This is a genomic window from Mitsuaria sp. PDC51, from assembly GCF_900113225.1.
Lineage (GTDB): Bacteria > Pseudomonadota > Gammaproteobacteria > Burkholderiales > Burkholderiaceae_C > Roseateles.
Window position 1 is genome coordinate 2,509,361 of sequence record NZ_FOZE01000001.1, and the last position, 16,365, is coordinate 2,525,725.

A 16,365-nucleotide genomic window follows, 5' to 3' on the forward strand; every position below is an offset into this window, starting at 1 on the left:
ACGAAGCCCGCACTGCGGCAAGGCCCGTGCCTTGCGGGTCGACCGGTCGCCGACCAGCGCGATGCAGGGCTCACGCGTCCGGCCGCCGCGCCGTCCCGGCCGGGGCGAATCGCGCCAGCGTCTCGACCACGCGGTCGCAGGCGCGCTCGACCTGCGTCGCGGACGCCGTGGCCACGCTGAGCATCAATCCGGACCGGGCCTGCTCCGGCCGGGCGAACCAGACCGACAGCGGTGCCGGCGCGATGCCGAAGGCGAACAGCGCGCGGGCGACCGCCAGGTCGGACACACCGTCGGGCGTGCGGACCAGGACCGCCAGCGCCGCCGGGTGGCTGTCGCCCAGGCCGCGATCGCGCAGCGCCCGCAGCAGCCCCTCGCGCTGCGCCAGGTACAGCCGCTTGGTCCTGCGCAGATGGCGCAGGTAGTGCCCGTCGCGCATGAACGCGGCGACCGCCAGCTGCGCCGCCGGTCCGGGGGGCGGCGCCAGGCAGGCGGCCACCTCACCCAGGCGCGCCGCCAGCGACGCCGGCGCCACGACAAAGCCCAGTCGCAGCCGCGGATCGATCGTCTTGCTGAAGGAGCCGATGTGGAGGACGCGGCCGTGGCGATCCAACGATGCCAGCGCCGGGGCGGCGCGCCCCTGCAGCTGCAGCTCGCTCAGGTAGTCGTCCTCGACGATCCAGCCGCCGGTGCTGGCGGCCCAGTCCATCAGCCGCAGCCGGCGTCGCAGGGACATCGTCACGCCCAGCGGCGCCTGCTGCCCGGGCGTGACCACCGCGAGCGCCGCATCGGGCGCGTCGCGCCAGCCGGCGTCGACATCCAGGCCTTCCTCGTCCACGAGTACCGGAACGGGTGTCAGCCGCCCGAGCTCGAGCGCGTGGCGCGTGAAGAAGAAGCCGGGCTCCTCCATCCAGGCGCGCCGCCCCTCGAGACCGAGCGCGCGCAAGGCGAGGCCTAGTCCCGCCGCGTAGCCGCCGGTGACCAGCACCTGGTCGGGAGAACACACCAGCCCGCGCGCCACCGCGAGGTAGCCGGCGATCTCGCGCCGCAGCGCCAGTTCGCCGCGAGGGTCGGGATAGAGCGCCGCGCCGCTGGTCTCCGCCGCCAGCGCGCGCGTCCGGAGCCGGGCCATCAGCTTGGCCGGCAGGCTGTCGCGCGAGGGAATGCCCGGCTGGAACAGCCCGGGACCGGCGGTCAGCTCGCGATACATCGACACGAAGGCGCCCGGGTCCAGCGCTTCGTCGCTGCCACGCGCCCGCGACGGCCGCTCGGCGACACGGGTGCCGGCAGCGCGCGAGGCCTCGATCAGCTGGTCCGCCGCAAGCTTCTCGTAGGCGACGCGCACCGTGCCGCGCGACACGCCCAGTTGGGCCGCGAGGTCGATCCACGACGGCAGCCGCATGCCGGGCGTCAGCACCGACCGCTCGATCGCGGCCGAGATGCCGCGATGGATCTGGTCGGTGAGCGGCATGGCCGCGGACTTGTCGAGCGTGAGCGGCAGTGGCGGGTGCGGCGAGGAGGTCATCGGAGGCCTGCGGGGCAAGGGGATGGCACGGAACGGGACGGCAGTGGCGAAACCGCGAAACCGCGAAACCGCGAAATGGCGAGACGGCGAGACGGCGAGACGGCGAGACGAAAAGGTATTGGCTCGTAGTACAGCGATTCTTGCGAATCTTGGGCCTTCGCATTGCACCACTGGCGGCGAAGAATGGCGCTCATCGATGACGCGGTCCGTTGGCAGCGTCACCGTCCCCGCCTCGGGCGATGCCGCCCTACCCCTTCAGGAGTCCCTCATGACCCAACGTCTCGATTACACCCAGGTCTCGCCCGCCGGCGTCAAGGCGCTCGGCGGCGTCTACGGCTATGTAACGCAGAGCGGCCTGCCCGCCGCGCTGGTGGAACTGGTCTTCCTGCGGATCTCGCAGATCAACAACTGCGCCTACTGCCTGGACATGCACACCCGCGACCTATTGAAGAAGGGCGTGCCGATCGAGAAGCTCGCCCTGGTGCAGGCCTGGGAGGAAGGCGGCGCGCTGTTCGATGCCCGGGAGCGCGCGGCGCTCGCCTGGGCCGAATCGGTGACGCGCGTGGCGAGCACCGGCGTCCCGGATGCCGACTTCGCCGCGGCGCATGCGGTGTTCAGCGAGAAGGAACTGGTCGACCTGACGATCGCGATCGGCCTCATGAACACCTACAACCGCCTCGCGATCAGCTTCCGCAACACGCCGCAGGCGGTCGCGATGGCGGCACGCTGAGCGCCAGCCATGGCGCCGCGTCGGGGCGTTCAGCCGATTGCCCGGCGCAGGTTCTCGCGGGCGCGTGCCTCGAGGCGCTCGCGCAGCATCGCTGTGCTGTACAGCACCGGCCGGTCGAGGAAGGTGCGCAGGATCTGTCGACGCTTGCGGCGGAACAGGAAGCCGGGCACGAACGCGTATTCATCGCGGATCTGACGTTCGTACTCGTCGAAGCGCGGGCGCTCGGCGCCGAGGATGGCCAGGTCGATGTCCACGAGCACCTGCTCGTCGACATTGCCCGGCACGCCGTCGTGCCGCGTGACGAGCACCAGCTGCCGTACCCGCTCGGCCGCCGCGGCCGCCGCGCCGGCGCTGGTCAATGCGCGGTGCGCCCATTCGGCGCTTCGTTCCTCGTTGCCGGATCCCTTGACGTCATAGATGGCGTCGTGGAACCACAGCGCCATCTCGACCTCCTCGGGGTGCTCCGCCAGATCGCGGACCTGCTCGAGCAGCGCCAGGCATTCCTCGAGGTGCTGTTGCGTGTGGTAGTGGCGTTGCGGTTCGGCATAGCCGGCGAGCAGCTCGTCGCGCAGCGCGATGCCGTCCGGGCCGCTGGTTCCGGCGCCAGGTCCGACCAGGGCGGACCAAGCGCGCCGCCAGGAGCGTTCGAAGAGAGCGTTCATGTGGGCGCGATGGTAGCGACTCCCGGGGCTCGATCGGCCACTGCCCTACGATGCGGCCCCATGGCCATCCACATCACCACCCCGACCGTCGACTCCGACGCCTTCAGCATCGCCGATCAACGCGTCTGGCTCAAGCTCGAAGCCCTGCAGCCTTGCGGCTCGTTCAAGCTGCGCGGCGTCGGCCATGCCTGCGAGGTCCATGCGGCGCGCGGCGCGCAGCGATTGCTGTCGTCATCGGGCGGCAATGCTGGCATGGCGGTCGCGCATGCGGGCAGGCGGCTCGGGCTGCCGGTGGTGGTGGTCGTTCCCGAGACCACGCGAGAGTGGCCGAAGACGCTGATCCGGCGCCAGGGCGCGGAGGTCATCGTCCACGGCAAGAGCTGGATGGAGGCCAATGACTTCCTGATGGCGATGCGCCAGCCGACGGACGCGTTCATCCATCCGTTCGACGATCCACTGCTGTGGGAGGGTCACGCCACGATGATCGAGGAGGCCGCCACGCAGATGCCCAAGCCGGACGCGGTCGTGCTGTCGGTCGGTGGTGGCGGGCTGATGAGCGGCGTGCTGCAGGGGATGCATGCCGTCGGATGGAGCGACGTGCCGCTTGTCGCGGCCGAAACCGTCGGCGCGGACTCGTTGCATGCGGCCATCGCCGCGGGCGGGCTGGTGACGCTCGATGCAATCACGAGCATCGCGACCTCGCTGGGCGCACGCCGCGTCAGCGAGCAGGCCTTCGCGTGGACGAAGCGGCATGCGGTCACGGCGACCACGGTGAGCGACGCGGAGGCGGTGCAAGCTTGCCTCACCGTGGCGAAAGAGCATCGACTGATCGTCGAACCGGCGTGCGGCGCGGCGGTCGCCGCCGCGCTGAAGCGCTCGGTGCCCGTGTTGCAGGGCGCCCGGAACGTGCTGGTGATCCTGTGCGGCGGGGCTTGTGCGACGTATGAGGATCTGCAGGTGTGGGCGGGGTGAGGCGATGAAGCCGGCTAGGCGCCGGTGTGACGGTGCCGGCTGTCGAAGTCTTGCCTCGCTTCTCGGAAGCGGTCCGCGTTCCCGACGATCCAAGTCCACAGCGGGACCATGCGAACCAGCAGCTCCATGCCCATGTCGGTGAGCTCGTACTCGACTCTGGGAGGCACCTCTTCAAAGTCGTGACGAAGCACCAAGCCGTCGCGTTCGAGTTGTCTCAGGGTGAGCGTCAACATGCGCTGAGTCACCCCGTGCATGCGCCTGCCGATCTCGGCGTGGCGAAGCCTGCCATACACACCGAGGGTGTGCACCACGCCGAGTGACCAACGACTTCCGGCATGCGCGAGCACCTCGCGCCGCACGCCGTCGTCGTCATCTCGCAGACCGTCACACACGGTCTGCGAATACTGAAGGATTTCGTCTCTGTTCACAGTGTTCAGCCCTCGGTATCACGCGTGTGCCTTCTTACGTCCGCGCTCCTGCGTGACTAGACTGGCGCCACTTCCTTGCAGTGGCCTACACGATGAACCGATCCGATCCTAACGCTACGTCTCAGAACATCCTCGTCCTCGGTGCCGGAGAGCTCGGCCTGCCTGTGCTGCGCCATCTCGCTCGCCGGGCGAAAGACGTGAAGGGTGCCAGGATCAGCGTGCTGCTGCGCGCGAGCGCTGTTGAATCCAACGATCCGGGCAAGCAGCGGGATATCGGGGAGATTCGACACCTGGGCATCGAGATCGTCGTGGGCGACCTCGTGAAGAGCTCCATCGATGAACTCGCCACGGTCTTCGCGCGCTATGACACGGTCATCGGTTGCGCAGGCTACGCCGCGGGAATCGACACGCCGATGAAGCTGGCGCGAGCCGCCCTGCAGGCCCGCATCCCAAGGTATTTCCCCTGGCAGTTCGGCGTCGATTTCGACGTGATCGGCCGAGGCAGTCCACAGGACATCTTCGATGCTCAGCTGGATGTGCGCGAGTTGCTGCGCGGCCAGCAAGAGACGGAGTGGGTCATCATCTCGACCGGCATGTTCATGAGCTACCTGTTCGAGCCCGAGTTCGGCGTGGTGGATCTCCAAGCGAATGCCGTCCATGCCCTGGGCAGCCTCGACACCGCGGTGACGCTGACGACACCGGACGACATCGGCGCACTGACGGCCGAGGTCGTCTTCTCCAAGCCTCGAATCCGCGACGAGATCGTTTACCTCGCAGGCGACACTGTCACCTATGCGGAGGTGGCCGACAAGCTGCAATCGGGCCTGGGCCGCCCCTTCAGCCGCCACGAGTGGACAGAGCAGTACCTGTTGGACGAGCTGGCGCGCGACCCGAACAACATGATGCGAAAGTACCGCGCGGCTTTTGCCCAAGGACGGGGTGTGGCATGGGAGAAGAGCGGCACATTCAATCAGCACCGCGCCATTCCTGTTACTGACGTGGCGTCCTGGATCAATGCCAATCTCGCTTCGAGTCGTCGCGACTAGTTCGGCTTGCCGGGCGCATCCCCCTACATCTTCTCGCCGGGCAACTCGCTCGCGGCCTTCGCCCAGGCGATGAAGACGGCTTCGTCGAGCGGGTCCTGTTCGCTCACGTGAAGATAGCGCGCATGCGCGGTCTTCGACTCGACCGGCGGCATCGGGTCCAGCGACCTGCCGTTGAAGAACGCCACCTTCACGTAGCGCGTCATCACGTGGATGCCGAGGAACCAGGTCTCGCCGTCCATGCCGTAGAGCGGGGAGTTGTACTTCACCGCCTTGCGGACCTCGGGCACCGCGTCGGTGACCAGCGCGTCCAGGCGCCGGACCACGATCTGCTTCCAGCCCGTGAGGGCCGCGATGTAGGCCTGCACCGGCGCGTCGCCGTGGCCCTTCGGGATCTGAGGATTGCCGCCGGCGAGCAGCACGCCCGTGGCGGCCGGGCTCGCCGTCTTCTGCTTCGTCATGCGCGCGTCCGTCTGTCGAGGAGATCGGCGGACCTTAACACCGCCTTCACGTTGACGCCCGCTGACTGCGTCGAGCCCCCTCACCCCTTCCCTCTCCCCCTCGGGGGAGAGGGGGTGAATCCTGGATCGCCCCCTTGCTCTCCCTATTGCTCTCCACTCGCTCCACTCTCGTCCCTCAGGGAGAGGGAGTGAATCTGGGCGGGGATCTCACGGAGTGATATCGATCAGGACATCGCCGGCACTAGAAATGTGATTGGTCCGGCATCTCTGGCCTCCCTACGATCGCTGTCACCTCACGAGGCGCGCCGGCCATCGGCGTGACCTCCACAGCAACATCAACGAGGAGACAACGACCATGAAGACGACGCGTCGTCATCTGCTGGCCATGGCCGCGCTCGGCCTGTCGCTGGCCGGCACCGCTTCCAGCGCCTTCGCCGCCGACAAGCCGCTCGTCCTGGGCTTCTCCCAGGTCGGCGCCGAGAGCGAATGGCGCACCGCCAACAGCAACTCCATCAAGGACGCCGCCAAGCAGGCCGGCATCACCCTCAAGTTCGCCGACGCCCAGCAGAAGCAGGAAAACCAGGTCAAGGCCATCCGCTCCTTCATCGCCCAGAAGGTCGACGTCATCGCCTTCTCCCCCGTCGTCGAATCCGGCTGGGACACCGTCCTGCGCGAAGCCAAGAACGCCAAGATCCCCGTCATCCTCACCGACCGCGCCGTCAAGGTCAGCGACCCCTCGCTGTACGTGACCTTCATTGGCTCCGACTTCGTCGAGGAAGGCCGCAAGGCCGGCCGCTGGCTCGTCGACTGGGCCAAGAAGAACGCGCCCACTGGCGAGGTCAACATCGTCGAGCTCCAGGGCACCGTCGGCTCGGCACCGGCGCTCGACCGCAAGCGCGGCTTCGAGGAAATCATCCAGGCCGAGCCGCGCCTGAAGATCGTGCGCTCCCAGTCCGGCGACTTCACCCGCGCCAAGGGCAAGGAAGTCATGGAGGCCTTCCTCAAGGCCAAGGACAAGAAGATCCACGTCCTCTTCGCTCACAACGACGACATGGCCATCGGCGCCATCCAGGCCATCGAGGAAGCGGGCCTCAAGCCCGCCAAGGACATCGCCATCGTCTCCATCGACGGCGTGCGCGGCGCCTTCCAGGCCATGGCCGCGGGCAAGCTCAACGTCACCGTCGAGTGCAACCCGATGCTCGGCCCGCAGCTGATGCAGCTGGCCAAGGATGTCGTCGCCGGCAAGCCGGTGGCCAAGCGCATCACGACCGAGGAAGGCGTCTTCACCGCCGACGTCGCGGCCAAGGAACTCCCCAACCGCAAGTACTGATGGACGCCCCGGCTCCGCTGCTCTCGCTCGCCGGCATCGACAAGGGCTTCCCCGGCGTGCAGGCCCTGTCCGGCGTCGGGCTGCGGCTCTTCGCCGGCGAAATCCACGCGCTGATGGGCCAGAACGGCGCCGGCAAGTCCACGCTGATCAAGGTCCTCACCGGCCTCTACGCGCCGGATGCCGGCCGCATCGAGCTCGGCGGCGCGCCCATCGCGCCGCGCTCCACCGCCGACGCGCAGGCGCTGGGCATCAGCACCGTCTACCAGGAGGTCAACCTCGTCCCCAACCTCTCGGTGGCGGAGAACCTCTTCATCGGCCGCTATCCGCGGCGCTGGGGCCAGATCGACTGGCGCCGCATGCGCGAGCGCTCGCGCCAGCTGCTGGCGGAACTGGAGCTCGACATCGACGTGGACGCGCCGCTGGCGCGTTACTCGCTGTCCATCCAGCAGATGGTGGCCATCGCGCGCGCGCTCAACATCTCGGCGCGCGTCCTCATCCTCGACGAGCCCACCTCCAGCCTCGACGAGGCCGCGGTCCAGCACCTGTTCCGCGTCATGCGCCGGCTGCGCGAGCAGGGCATGGCCCTGCTCTTCGTCACCCACTTCCTGGACCAGGTCTACGCCGTCTCCGACCGCATCACCGTCATGCGCAACGGCCGCACCGAGGGCGAGTACCTCGCCCGCGACCTCGGCCGGCTGGAACTGATCCAGAAGATGGTGGGCCCGCACGCCGCCTCGACGGCACCACCCGCGTCCTGCGCCCAGACCACCACGCCGGCCCTGACCACCCATGGCCTCGCCCGCCGCGGCGCCTTGCAGCCGCTGGACCTGGAAATCCGCGAGGGCGAGGTGCTGGGCCTGTGCGGCCTGCTGGGATCGGGCCGCACCGAGGCAGCGCGGCTGCTCTTCGGCGCGGACACCGCCGATGCCGGCGACATCGAGATCGCCGGCCAGCGCCAACGCTTCGCGTCCCCCCGACAGGCCATCGCGAACGGCCTGGCCTTCTGCTCCGAGGACCGCAAGCTCGAGGGCGCGGTGCTGGCGCTCTCGGTGCGGGAGAACATCGTGCTTGCGCTGCAGGCGCGGCAGGGTTGGTGGCGAGCGATCCCGCTCAAGCGCCAGCAGGCGATTGCTGCCGACTACGTCCAGCGCCTGGGCATCAAGACGGCGGACATCGAGACGCCGATCGGCCTGCTCTCCGGCGGCAATCAACAGAAGGCTTTGCTGGCCCGCTGGCTGCTGACGCAGCCGCGGCTGTTGATCCTGGACGAGCCGACGCGCGGCATCGACGTTCGCGCGAAGGAGGAGATCATGGACGAGGTCCGTCGCCTGTGCGCCGAGGGCAACGACGAGGACCGCCGCATGGCCGTCCTGTTCATTTCGTCCGAGCTCCCCGAGGTCCTGCGCTGCAGCGATCGTGTCGTCGTCCTGCGCGACCGCCGCGCGATCGGCACCTACGAACGGGGCCAGCTCGACGAACGCTCGGTCCTCGAAGTGATCGCCGCCGATGGTCCTCGGTAGCAAAACCGTTGAAGGAAGGTGGTGGTTGGGGACGGCAGTGCGTGGGGTTTTGGCGCTTGCCGCCAAGGCCCCATGCACTGGCGGCCAACGCCCGGACCGCGGCAGTGAATGCCAGAGCGCATGAATCGAAAGACTTCTGTGACAGACGCCCTCCCCCTGAGCGCTCTCCCGACGCCGAAGCGTCGACGCGTTTTCGCCCTCATGGCCGAGCACCCTTTGCTCCGCCCGATTGCCGCGCTATTCATCCTGCTGCTGATCGACGTGATCCTGCTGCCGGGTTTCTGGCACCTCGAGATCAAGGACGGCCACCTGTACGGCCCGCTGATCGACATCCTGAACCGCGCTGCGCCCTTGATGCTGGCGGCTTTGGGCATGAGCCTGGTGATCGCGACGCGCGGGATTGACGTGTCGATCGGCGCCGTCGTGGCGATCGCCGCGACGGTGGCGGCGATGCTGGTCAACGGTGACCAGCCCCTGGTGCTGGCCTATGCCGGCGCGCTCGGCGCCGCACTGCTGTGCGGGGTCTGGAACGGCGTGCTGGTGGCCGGCCTGAAGCTGCAGCCGATCATCGCGACCCTGATCCTGATGGTGGCGGGCCGCGGCTTGGCGCAGCTGCTGTCGGACGGCCAGATCCTGACCGTCTACCGCGACGATTTCTTCGTGCTGGGCGGCGGCTACCTGCTGGGACTGCCGGTGTCGCTGTGGGTGGTGGCGGCCCTCTCGCTTGCCACCATCGCGCTGCTGCGCAAGACCGCGCTGGGCCTGTTCATCCAGGCCGTGGGCCTCAACCCGGTCGCATCGCGCCTGGCGGGCCTGCGCACCGCGACGCTGATCTTCGGCACCTATGTCTTCGCCGCCGGCTGCGCGGGCCTGGCCGGCCTGATGATCGCGTCCAACATCAAGAGCGCCGACGCCAACAACGCCGGCCTGCTGCTGGAGCTCGACGCCATCCTGGCCGTGACGCTGGGTGGCGCCTCGCTGGCCGGCGGCCGCTACCACCTGGCCGGCGCGCTCATCGGCGCCCTGATCATCCAGACCTTGACGACGACGATCTACTCGCTGGGCGTGCCGCCCGAGGTGAACATGGTGGTCAAGGCCATCGTCGTGTTCCTGCTCTGCATCCTGCAATCGAGCGAGCTGCAGCCAATGCTGCGCCGGCTCGCCCCGCGCGGAGGCGCCCGATGACTCCCCTCGTCCTCTTCCAGCGCTGGCTCCGCCAACCCGCCTTCAGCGCGCAGGTCACCGTCGTGCTGCTGCTCGCGCTGATCGCCGCCGGCGGCGCCCACTACACCGGCTTCGCCGCGCCGCAGGTGATGCTCAACCTCATCATCGACAACGCCTATCTGCTGGTGCTGGCCGTCGGCATGAGCCTGGTGATCCTGTCGGGCGGCATCGACCTGTCGGTCGGCGCGGTGCTGGCGCTGGCCACGACCGTCGCCGCCTGGCTGCTGCATCACGCCCACTGGCCGGCCTGGGCCGTCATCGCGCTCGTGCTCGGCGGCGGCGCGGCCTTCGGCGTGCTGCAGGGCGCGCTCATCCATGCGTTCCGGCTGCAGCCCTTCATCGTGACGCTGGCCGGCATGTTCCTCGCGCGCGGCCTGTGCTATCTGATCAGCGTCGATTCGATCACCATCGACGATCCCACCTTCGTGCTGGTATCCCAGACGCAATGGGCGGTGCCCGGCGGCTTCATCTCGCCCAGCGCCGCGATCGCGGTGGCGGTGCTGGTGGCGGGGATCTGGCTGGCGCACCGCAGCGCCTTCGGGCGCGCCGTCTACGCGCTGGGCGGCAACGAGCAGTCGGCGCTGATGATGGGCCTGCCGGTCGGGCGCACCAAGCTGATGGTGTACGGCCTGAGCGGCCTGTGCGCCGCCCTCGCCGGCCTGCTCTTCGCGTTCTACATGCTCAGCGGCTACGGCCTGCATGCGCAGGGCGCGGAGCTGGACGCGATCGCCGCGGTGGTCATCGGCGGCACGATGCTCAGCGGCGGCTATGGCTACGTCGCCGGTGCGCTGTCGGGCGTGCTGGTGCTGGGAGTGATCCAGACGCTGATCGCCTTCGACGGCACGCTCAGCTCCTGGTGGACCAAGATCGTCATCGGCGCGCTGCTGTTCGTGTTCTGCGTCGTGCAGCGCCTGCTGGCGCGGCCCGCGGGCCAGGCTTGAGCGGGCGTCCGACTTCAACCCTTCGATTGCTTCCCGCATGAATCCCTCCGCGTTCAGGTCCTGCCTCGCCGCCGCGCTGGTCACCGCCCTCGCGATCACCGCCGCGCCGGCACGCGCCGCCAACCCGCTCTTCCCCCAGCTCTACACCGCCGATCCCGCGGTGCTGGTCGACCAGGGCCGCGTCTACCTCTACGTCGGCCATGACGAAGCCAAGCCCGATGGCAAGGACTTCGTGATGAACGAGTGGCGGGTCTATTCCAGCTGCGACCTGGTGCGCTGGACCGACCACGGCTCGCCGATGAAGGCGCTGGACTTCAAGTGGGCCAAGGGCCGCGCCTGGGCCTCGGACATCACCCGCCGGGTCGTCGACGGCAAGCCGACCTACTTCTTCTACACGACCGTCGAGCATGCGACGGTCCCCGGCTTCGCCATCGGCGTCGCGAGTTCGGACAGCCCCACCGGCCCGTTCAAGGACGCGCGCGGCTCCGCCCTGGTCACCAACGACATGACCACCCAGACCGACATCGCCTGGGACGACATCGACCCGGCTGTGTTTGTCGACGACGACGGCCAGGCCTACCTCTACTTCGGCAACACGGTGCTGAAGGTCGCGAAGCTGGCGCCGTCGATGACGGCGTTGGCCGGCCCCATCGACGTCGTGCCGGTCAAGGACTTCACCGAGGCGTCCTACCTGCACAAGCACGGCGCGACCTACTACCTGTCCTACTCGCAGCATTTTCCCGAGGAGACGGCCTACATGACCGGCCCGTCCGCCACCGGCCCGTGGACGCCGCGCGGCGTGATCATGGCGAAGAACGCGGGGACGCCGACGATCCATCAGGCGATCTTCGAGTTCAACGGCAAGAGCTACATCGCCTACCACAACGCCAAGCTGCCCGGTGGTGGCGAGTTCCGCCGCTCCGTCGCCATCGAGGAACTGCACTACAACCCGGACGGCACGATCCGCTTCATCCCGCAGACCGATGCCGGCCCCGCCGCGAATCCCTCGCCGGGTTGCCGGGGCTGAGCCTCTCGGCCCCTCAGCCTCTCAGCGCGCGTAGAGCTCCCTGGCGACGCCGCGCACCTCCTGCAGCAGCGTCCGCGCCCCGGGCGACAGCAGGTGCCCCTCGCGCGTGATGATGCCGAACGCGTCCATGCTGCAGGGCAGCTCGATCGGCAGGATCGCCAGCGCCTTCAGCGAGGCGTAGTAGCGGGCCACCTCGATGGGCATCACATGCAGCGCGTCCGTCTGCTGCAGCAGCGCCGTGATCACCAGCAGCGCCGTCGTGTCGACGGCATCGGCCGGCGGCTCGATCGCGGCGCGGCGGAACATCTGCTCCCAGCGATGCCGCAGCACGCTGCCGGGCGGCGGCAGGATCCAGGCCTGGGTGGCCAGGTCGGCCAGCGACAGGTCGTCGCGCAGCAGCAGCGGATGCCCGATCCGGGCGACGGCGCAGGCCGGCTCGCCGCTGAGTTCCTCGTACTGCAGGCCCGAGACGCTGTCCTCCTCGAGGATGCGGCCGATCATGAAGTCGAGCACGCCGCGCTGCAGCTGGTCCAGCAGCACCTTGCTGGTCTCCATCTGCACGCCGATGCGCAGCAGCGGCGCCTGCGCCTTGACCCGCGCGATCGCGCGCGGCAGCAGCGACATGCCCGGCGTCATGATCACGCCGACCTCGACCTGCCCGGTCAGGCCCTTCTTGAGCGCGACGATGTCGTCGTGCGCCGCCGCCAGGCTGGTCAGCGCCATGCGCGCATGCCGGATCATGGTCTCGCCGAACAGCGTCGGCTCCATGCCGCGCGGCAGGCGCTCGAAGAGCTTGACCTCCAGCATGTCCTCCAGGTCCTTGAGCTGCTTGGACGCGGCGGGCTGGGTCATGCACAGCGCCTCCGAGGCGCGGTGGATGTTGCGGTGGTCGTCCAGCGCGATGAGCAGCAGCAGCTGCCGCGTCTTCAGCCGCGCGCGGAGGAACCAGTTGGGATTGGGAGCGTCGTCCATCGCGTCGGGGTCGGTCAGGCCAGGTCCACGATGCCCTTGGCGGAGAGCACGTTGCTCAGGTCGTCGCCGGTTTCCTGCAGCTGCACCAGCGTGGCCTGGCGCGCGCCCAGCGGGTCGCGATTGCGGATCGCCGTCAGGATGGCCTGGTGGCGCGGCAGCGAGAGCTCGTGGGTGTTGGGCAGCTGGCTGCTCAGCAGGATGGATTCACGCAGCGCCAGCGACAGCATGTTGCCGATGTAGGCCATCAGGTCGTTGTTGGTGGCCTCGGCGATGTGGCGGTGGAAGGCCAGGTCGGGCTCGAGCAGTTCCTCGGTGTCGGTGGCCGCGGCCATGCCGTCGAAGGCTTCCTCGATGCGATGGAGCTGGTCCGGCGTCGCGGCCTTGGCGGCCAGCGCGGCGGCGGCCGGCTCGAACACCCGCCTCACCTCCATCAGCGTGTTCAGGAACTCCGTCTGCGGCTTGGACTGGATCAGCCAGTACAGCACGTCCGGGTCGAGCAGATGCCACTCGTTGCGCGGGCGCACGATCGCGCCGGCGCGCTGGCGCGATACCACCAGGCCCTTGGCCACCAGCACCCGGATGGCCTCGCGCAGCACCGGCCGGCTGATTTCGTAACGGTCCAGCAGCTGCTGCTCAGGCGGCAGGCGGTCGCCGGGGCCGAGCTCGCCCGAGACGATCGCCAGGCCCAGCTCGCTGACGATGCGGCCGTGCTGGCTCTTGCCCTCGGCGCGGCGGGCGCGGGGGCTGTAGGTCGAATGGTCGGCGCGGGTCTTCATATCGGGCGGCAGGCTATCACGGGCGGCCGGCCGGGAGACTCGCGACAAATCCTCCCTTGGCGGGCGGCGCGAGGCGTTGCAGGCAGCCGACCTGGCGCAGCGCCGGCCGCCGCCTCGCGCGTCGACCCGTCGTCATGCGTCCACCGCCTGCACCGGCCCGTCGGGCTGCGGTTGGCCGAAGTCCGGCAACCCGTCCGCGCGCCAGCCGAAGGGCTGCACGCGCGCATGGCGGTTGGGATCGTGCAAGGGGTCGCCGACGATGTCGCGATAGCCGCGCGCGTGGTAGACCAGCAGGTCGGTGCGGCCGTCCAGCGTGGTCGTGAAGCTGTTGTGGCCCGGACCGTACTGGCCGTTGGCGCTGGCGAAGACCGGCGTCGGCGACTTGTGCCAGACCGACGGATCGAGCAGATCCGCCTGGGCATCGGCCCACACCAGCCCCATGCAATAGTTCGCGTCGGTCGCCGCGGCCGAGTAGGCGACCAGCACGCGGCCGAAACGCTGCAGCACCGCCGGCCCCTCGTTGACGGCGAAGCCCACGCGCTCCCACGGCAACACGGCCTCGCTGATCAGGGTCGGCGCGCTCTTGAGCGTCCAGGCATTGGCCAGCGTGGCCAGGTAGAGATTGGTCTTGCCCTGCCGCGCGCGATCCGCTTCCGCCCAGCACAGGTACTGCTCGCCGCCATGGCGGAAGGTCGTCGCATCCAGCGCGAAGTCGTCCAGCGGCGTGTGGATCTGGCCGCGTTCGATCCATTCGCCCTGCGTGGGATCGGCATGTGCGTTCTCCAGCACATGCATGCGAATCTTCCAGATGTCGTCGCGCTCGCCGCCGGCGAAGTAGATCAGCCAGCGGCCGTCGACGCGATGGAGCTCGGGCGCCCAGATGTGCCAGCTCGCCGGCCCCTGCGCATGGCGGGTCCAGACGATCCGCGGCGCTGCTGCGGGCAGATCCTCGATGCGTGCGGCACTGCGCAGCTCGATTGCGTCGAAGCCCGGCACCGAGGCGGTGAACCAGTAGCGCCCGTCGTGCAGCGACAGGTGGGGATCGGCGCGTTGGGGAATCAGCGGATGGGACCAGTTCAGCGACATGGGAGCGACAGGAGGAAGGAGGAGGATCGACGAAGGCCAGGCAGCCGGTGATCAGCGGGGACGAAGGACGATCACGTTCCAGGACGCGGGCCGGAGGGTCGCGCGCAGCGTGTCGCCATCGACGCAAATGCCGCCCAGCGCGCGCGGCTGGAAGCGGTCCGGCAGGTCGACGGTGTTGGTGGCGTGGAGGTCCAGGTCGTGGAGCTCCCAGGCTTCGCCGAGCGCCAGGCCGGCGTCGCCGCCCAGGCCCTGCAGCGCGACCGCGAGGTCCATGGGCGCGGCCAAGTGACGGTTCAGCGCGAAGACCGCGAGCGTGCCGTCGTCCTCATTCCAGACGACGCTGGCCACCAGGTAGGGCAGCTCGCCTTCCTTGACATGAGGATAGGTCGGCGACGCGATCGACGGCCGCAGCACGGTGCCGCGCCCGAAGCGCGAGGCCAGCGCGAAGGGCCAGAAGATGGTCTGCCGCCAGGCCGGGCCGCCCGGCTCGGTCATGATGGGCGCGATCACGTTGACCAGCTGTGCCAGGCAGGCCACCTTCACCCGGTCCGCGTGGTTCATCAGCATGCACAGCATGCCGCCGACCAGCAGCGCATCCTCGACGGTGTAGACCTCCTCGAGCAAGCGCGGCGCCTCGGGCCAGCCGTCCTGCTTCAGGTGATGGCCGTGCCGCGCGCGGTACCAGACGTTCCACTCGTCGAAGCTGAGCATCAGCCGCTTCTTCGAGCGCCGCCGCGCGGCGACCGCATCGGCGATCGCGACGGTCGCCTCGATGTAGCGCGCGTTGGTCTCGATCTGGGCGAAGAAGCTCTCGGTGCTGGTGTCCGCACCGGGCGGCAGCACGCCGTCCGGCGCGAAGGGCTTCACGAAGTAGCTGTGCAGCGAGACGAAGTCGACCTCGTCATGGCAATGCGACAGCACGCGGTCCTCCCACTCGCCATAGGTCGCCATGTCGAAGGCCGACGAGCCGCAGGCCGCCAGCTCGATGCCGGGCTGCAGCATGCGCATCAGTTTGGCGGTCTCCTGCGCGAGGCGGCCGTACTCGTCCGGCGTCTTGCGGCCGATCTGCCAGGGGCCGTCCATCTCGTTGCCCAGGCACCAGAGCGGGATCCGATGCGGCGGCTCGACGCCGTGCGCGCGGCGCCGGTCCGACAGCTCCGTCCCGCCGGGATGGCAGCAGTACTCGAGGTAGCGGCGCGCATCGTCCATGCCGCGCGTGCCGAGGTTGACGCCGAACATCGGGCTCAGGCCAAGCTCCTCGCACCACGCCATGAACTCGTTGGTGCCGACCTGGTTGGTCTCGGTCGAGTACCACGCCAGGTCCAGCCGGCGCGGCCGCTGGTCCCGCGGCCCGACGCCGTCCTCCCAGTCGTAGCCCGACATGAAGTTGCCGCCCGGATAACGGACCAGCGTGACGCCGAGCTCCTTCACCAGCGCCTTCACGTCGCCGCGGAAGCCCTGTTCATCGGCGGTTGGATGACCCGGCTCGAAGATCCCGGTGTAGACGCAGCGGCCCAGGTGCTCGACGAAGGCGCCGAAGAGGCGACGATCGAGCGCGCCGATGGCGAAGTCGCGATGCACCGTCAGCGTGGCCGGGAAGCCCTCGCCCACGGCGCCGGGCGATGCGATGCCGGCGCGGGCGCCGGCAGCAGCGGCATTCGGGAACGTCAT

Annotated in this window: 16 protein-coding genes; 8 read left to right on the forward strand and 8 right to left on the reverse strand. The window is 69.1% G+C overall.

All coding sequences use genetic code 11. The features are described 5' to 3' along the window. Positions 1 to 70 precede the first annotated feature (70 nt). The gene (locus BM393_RS10500) at positions 71 to 1,522 is read right to left on the reverse strand and encodes a PLP-dependent aminotransferase family protein (protein WP_091724708.1); all 1,452 of its coding nucleotides are present in this window, start codon (positions 1,520 to 1,522) and stop codon (positions 71 to 73) included. A 268-nt stretch (positions 1,523 to 1,790) separates the two neighbouring features. Here BM393_RS10500 and BM393_RS10505 point away from each other — a divergent pair, with 268 nt between their 5' ends. Beyond that, a complete protein-coding gene (locus tag BM393_RS10505; protein ID WP_091724709.1) occupies positions 1,791 to 2,252 on the forward strand; it encodes a carboxymuconolactone decarboxylase family protein in 462 nt (153 codons plus the stop codon). Positions 2,253 to 2,281: 29 nt separating this feature from the next. On the opposite strand, the gene BM393_RS10510 is transcribed toward BM393_RS10505, so the two are convergent. Next, entirely contained in the window at positions 2,282 to 2,914 is a 633-nt protein-coding gene (locus tag BM393_RS10510) for an N-methyl-D-aspartate receptor NMDAR2C subunit (RefSeq protein ID WP_091724710.1), read from the reverse strand. Positions 2,915 to 2,974: 60 nt separating this feature from the next. Here BM393_RS10510 and BM393_RS10515 point away from each other — a divergent pair, with 60 nt between their 5' ends. After that, on the forward strand, positions 2,975 to 3,886 hold the full coding sequence (locus BM393_RS10515) for a pyridoxal-phosphate dependent enzyme (RefSeq protein ID WP_091724711.1): 912 nt from the start codon (positions 2,975 to 2,977) through the stop codon (positions 3,884 to 3,886). A gap of 14 nt (positions 3,887 to 3,900) precedes the next feature. Here BM393_RS10515 and BM393_RS10520 read toward each other — a convergent pair whose 3' ends face one another. Next, on the reverse strand, positions 3,901 to 4,314 hold the full coding sequence (locus tag BM393_RS10520) for a helix-turn-helix domain-containing protein (protein WP_091724712.1): 414 nt from the start codon (positions 4,312 to 4,314) through the stop codon (positions 3,901 to 3,903). 92 nt (positions 4,315 to 4,406) lie between these two features. On the opposite strand from BM393_RS10520, the gene BM393_RS10525 reads away from it, so the two are divergent. Then, positions 4,407 to 5,360 carry an aromatic alcohol reductase gene (locus BM393_RS10525; protein WP_091725327.1) on the forward strand — a complete coding sequence of 318 codons (954 nt, stop codon included), beginning with the start codon at positions 4,407 to 4,409 and terminating at the stop codon, positions 5,358 to 5,360. A 23-nt stretch (positions 5,361 to 5,383) separates the two neighbouring features. Here BM393_RS10525 and BM393_RS10530 read toward each other — a convergent pair whose 3' ends face one another. Next, the gene (locus tag BM393_RS10530) at positions 5,384 to 5,818 is read right to left on the reverse strand and encodes a DUF1801 domain-containing protein (protein WP_091724713.1); all 435 of its coding nucleotides are present in this window, start codon (positions 5,816 to 5,818) and stop codon (positions 5,384 to 5,386) included. 355 nt (positions 5,819 to 6,173) lie between these two features. On the opposite strand from BM393_RS10530, the gene BM393_RS10535 reads away from it, so the two are divergent. The 5 genes from BM393_RS10535 to BM393_RS10555 all read left to right on the forward strand — a co-directional run bounded on the left by BM393_RS10535 (position 6,174) and on the right by BM393_RS10555 (position 11,860). After that, entirely contained in the window at positions 6,174 to 7,148 is a 975-nt protein-coding gene (locus BM393_RS10535) for an ABC transporter substrate-binding protein (RefSeq protein ID WP_091724714.1), read from the forward strand. Then, a complete protein-coding gene (locus BM393_RS10540) occupies positions 7,148 to 8,668 on the forward strand; it encodes a sugar ABC transporter ATP-binding protein (RefSeq protein ID WP_091724715.1) in 1,521 nt (506 codons plus the stop codon). Before BM393_RS10535 ends, BM393_RS10540 begins: the two co-directional genes overlap by 1 nt. 201 nt (positions 8,669 to 8,869) lie before the next feature. Then, positions 8,870 to 9,853 (forward strand): ABC transporter permease, encoded by a 984-nt coding sequence (locus tag BM393_RS10545; protein WP_091724716.1) that lies wholly within the window; start codon positions 8,870 to 8,872, stop codon positions 9,851 to 9,853. Then, a complete protein-coding gene (gene yjfF / locus BM393_RS10550; protein WP_091724717.1) occupies positions 9,850 to 10,833 on the forward strand; it encodes a galactofuranose ABC transporter, permease protein YjfF in 984 nt (327 codons plus the stop codon). The genes BM393_RS10545 and yjfF overlap by 4 nt, the downstream gene beginning before the upstream one ends. A 37-nt stretch (positions 10,834 to 10,870) precedes the next feature. Continuing rightward, positions 10,871 to 11,860, forward strand: a complete 990-nt coding sequence (locus tag BM393_RS10555; RefSeq protein ID WP_091724718.1) for a glycoside hydrolase family 43 protein — start codon at positions 10,871 to 10,873, stop codon at positions 11,858 to 11,860. A gap of 21 nt (positions 11,861 to 11,881) precedes the next feature. Here the strand turns inward: BM393_RS10555 and BM393_RS10560 are convergent, their stop codons facing one another. The 4 genes from BM393_RS10560 to BM393_RS10575 form a co-directional block, all read right to left on the reverse strand. Then, positions 11,882 to 12,832 carry a LysR family transcriptional regulator gene (locus BM393_RS10560; RefSeq protein WP_091724719.1) on the reverse strand — a complete coding sequence of 317 codons (951 nt, stop codon included), beginning with the start codon at positions 12,830 to 12,832 and terminating at the stop codon, positions 11,882 to 11,884. Positions 12,833 to 12,846: 14 nt separating this feature from the next. Beyond that, positions 12,847 to 13,608 (reverse strand): FadR/GntR family transcriptional regulator, encoded by a 762-nt coding sequence (locus BM393_RS10565; protein WP_091724720.1) that lies wholly within the window; start codon positions 13,606 to 13,608, stop codon positions 12,847 to 12,849. Positions 13,609 to 13,740: 132 nt separating this feature from the next. Continuing rightward, positions 13,741 to 14,694, reverse strand: coding sequence for a family 43 glycosylhydrolase (locus BM393_RS10570; RefSeq protein ID WP_091724721.1), 954 nt, complete (start codon positions 14,692 to 14,694; stop codon positions 13,741 to 13,743). A 51-nt stretch (positions 14,695 to 14,745) separates the two neighbouring features. Continuing rightward, positions 14,746 to 16,365 (reverse strand): alpha-N-arabinofuranosidase, encoded by a 1,620-nt coding sequence (locus BM393_RS10575; protein WP_091724722.1) that lies wholly within the window; start codon positions 16,363 to 16,365, stop codon positions 14,746 to 14,748.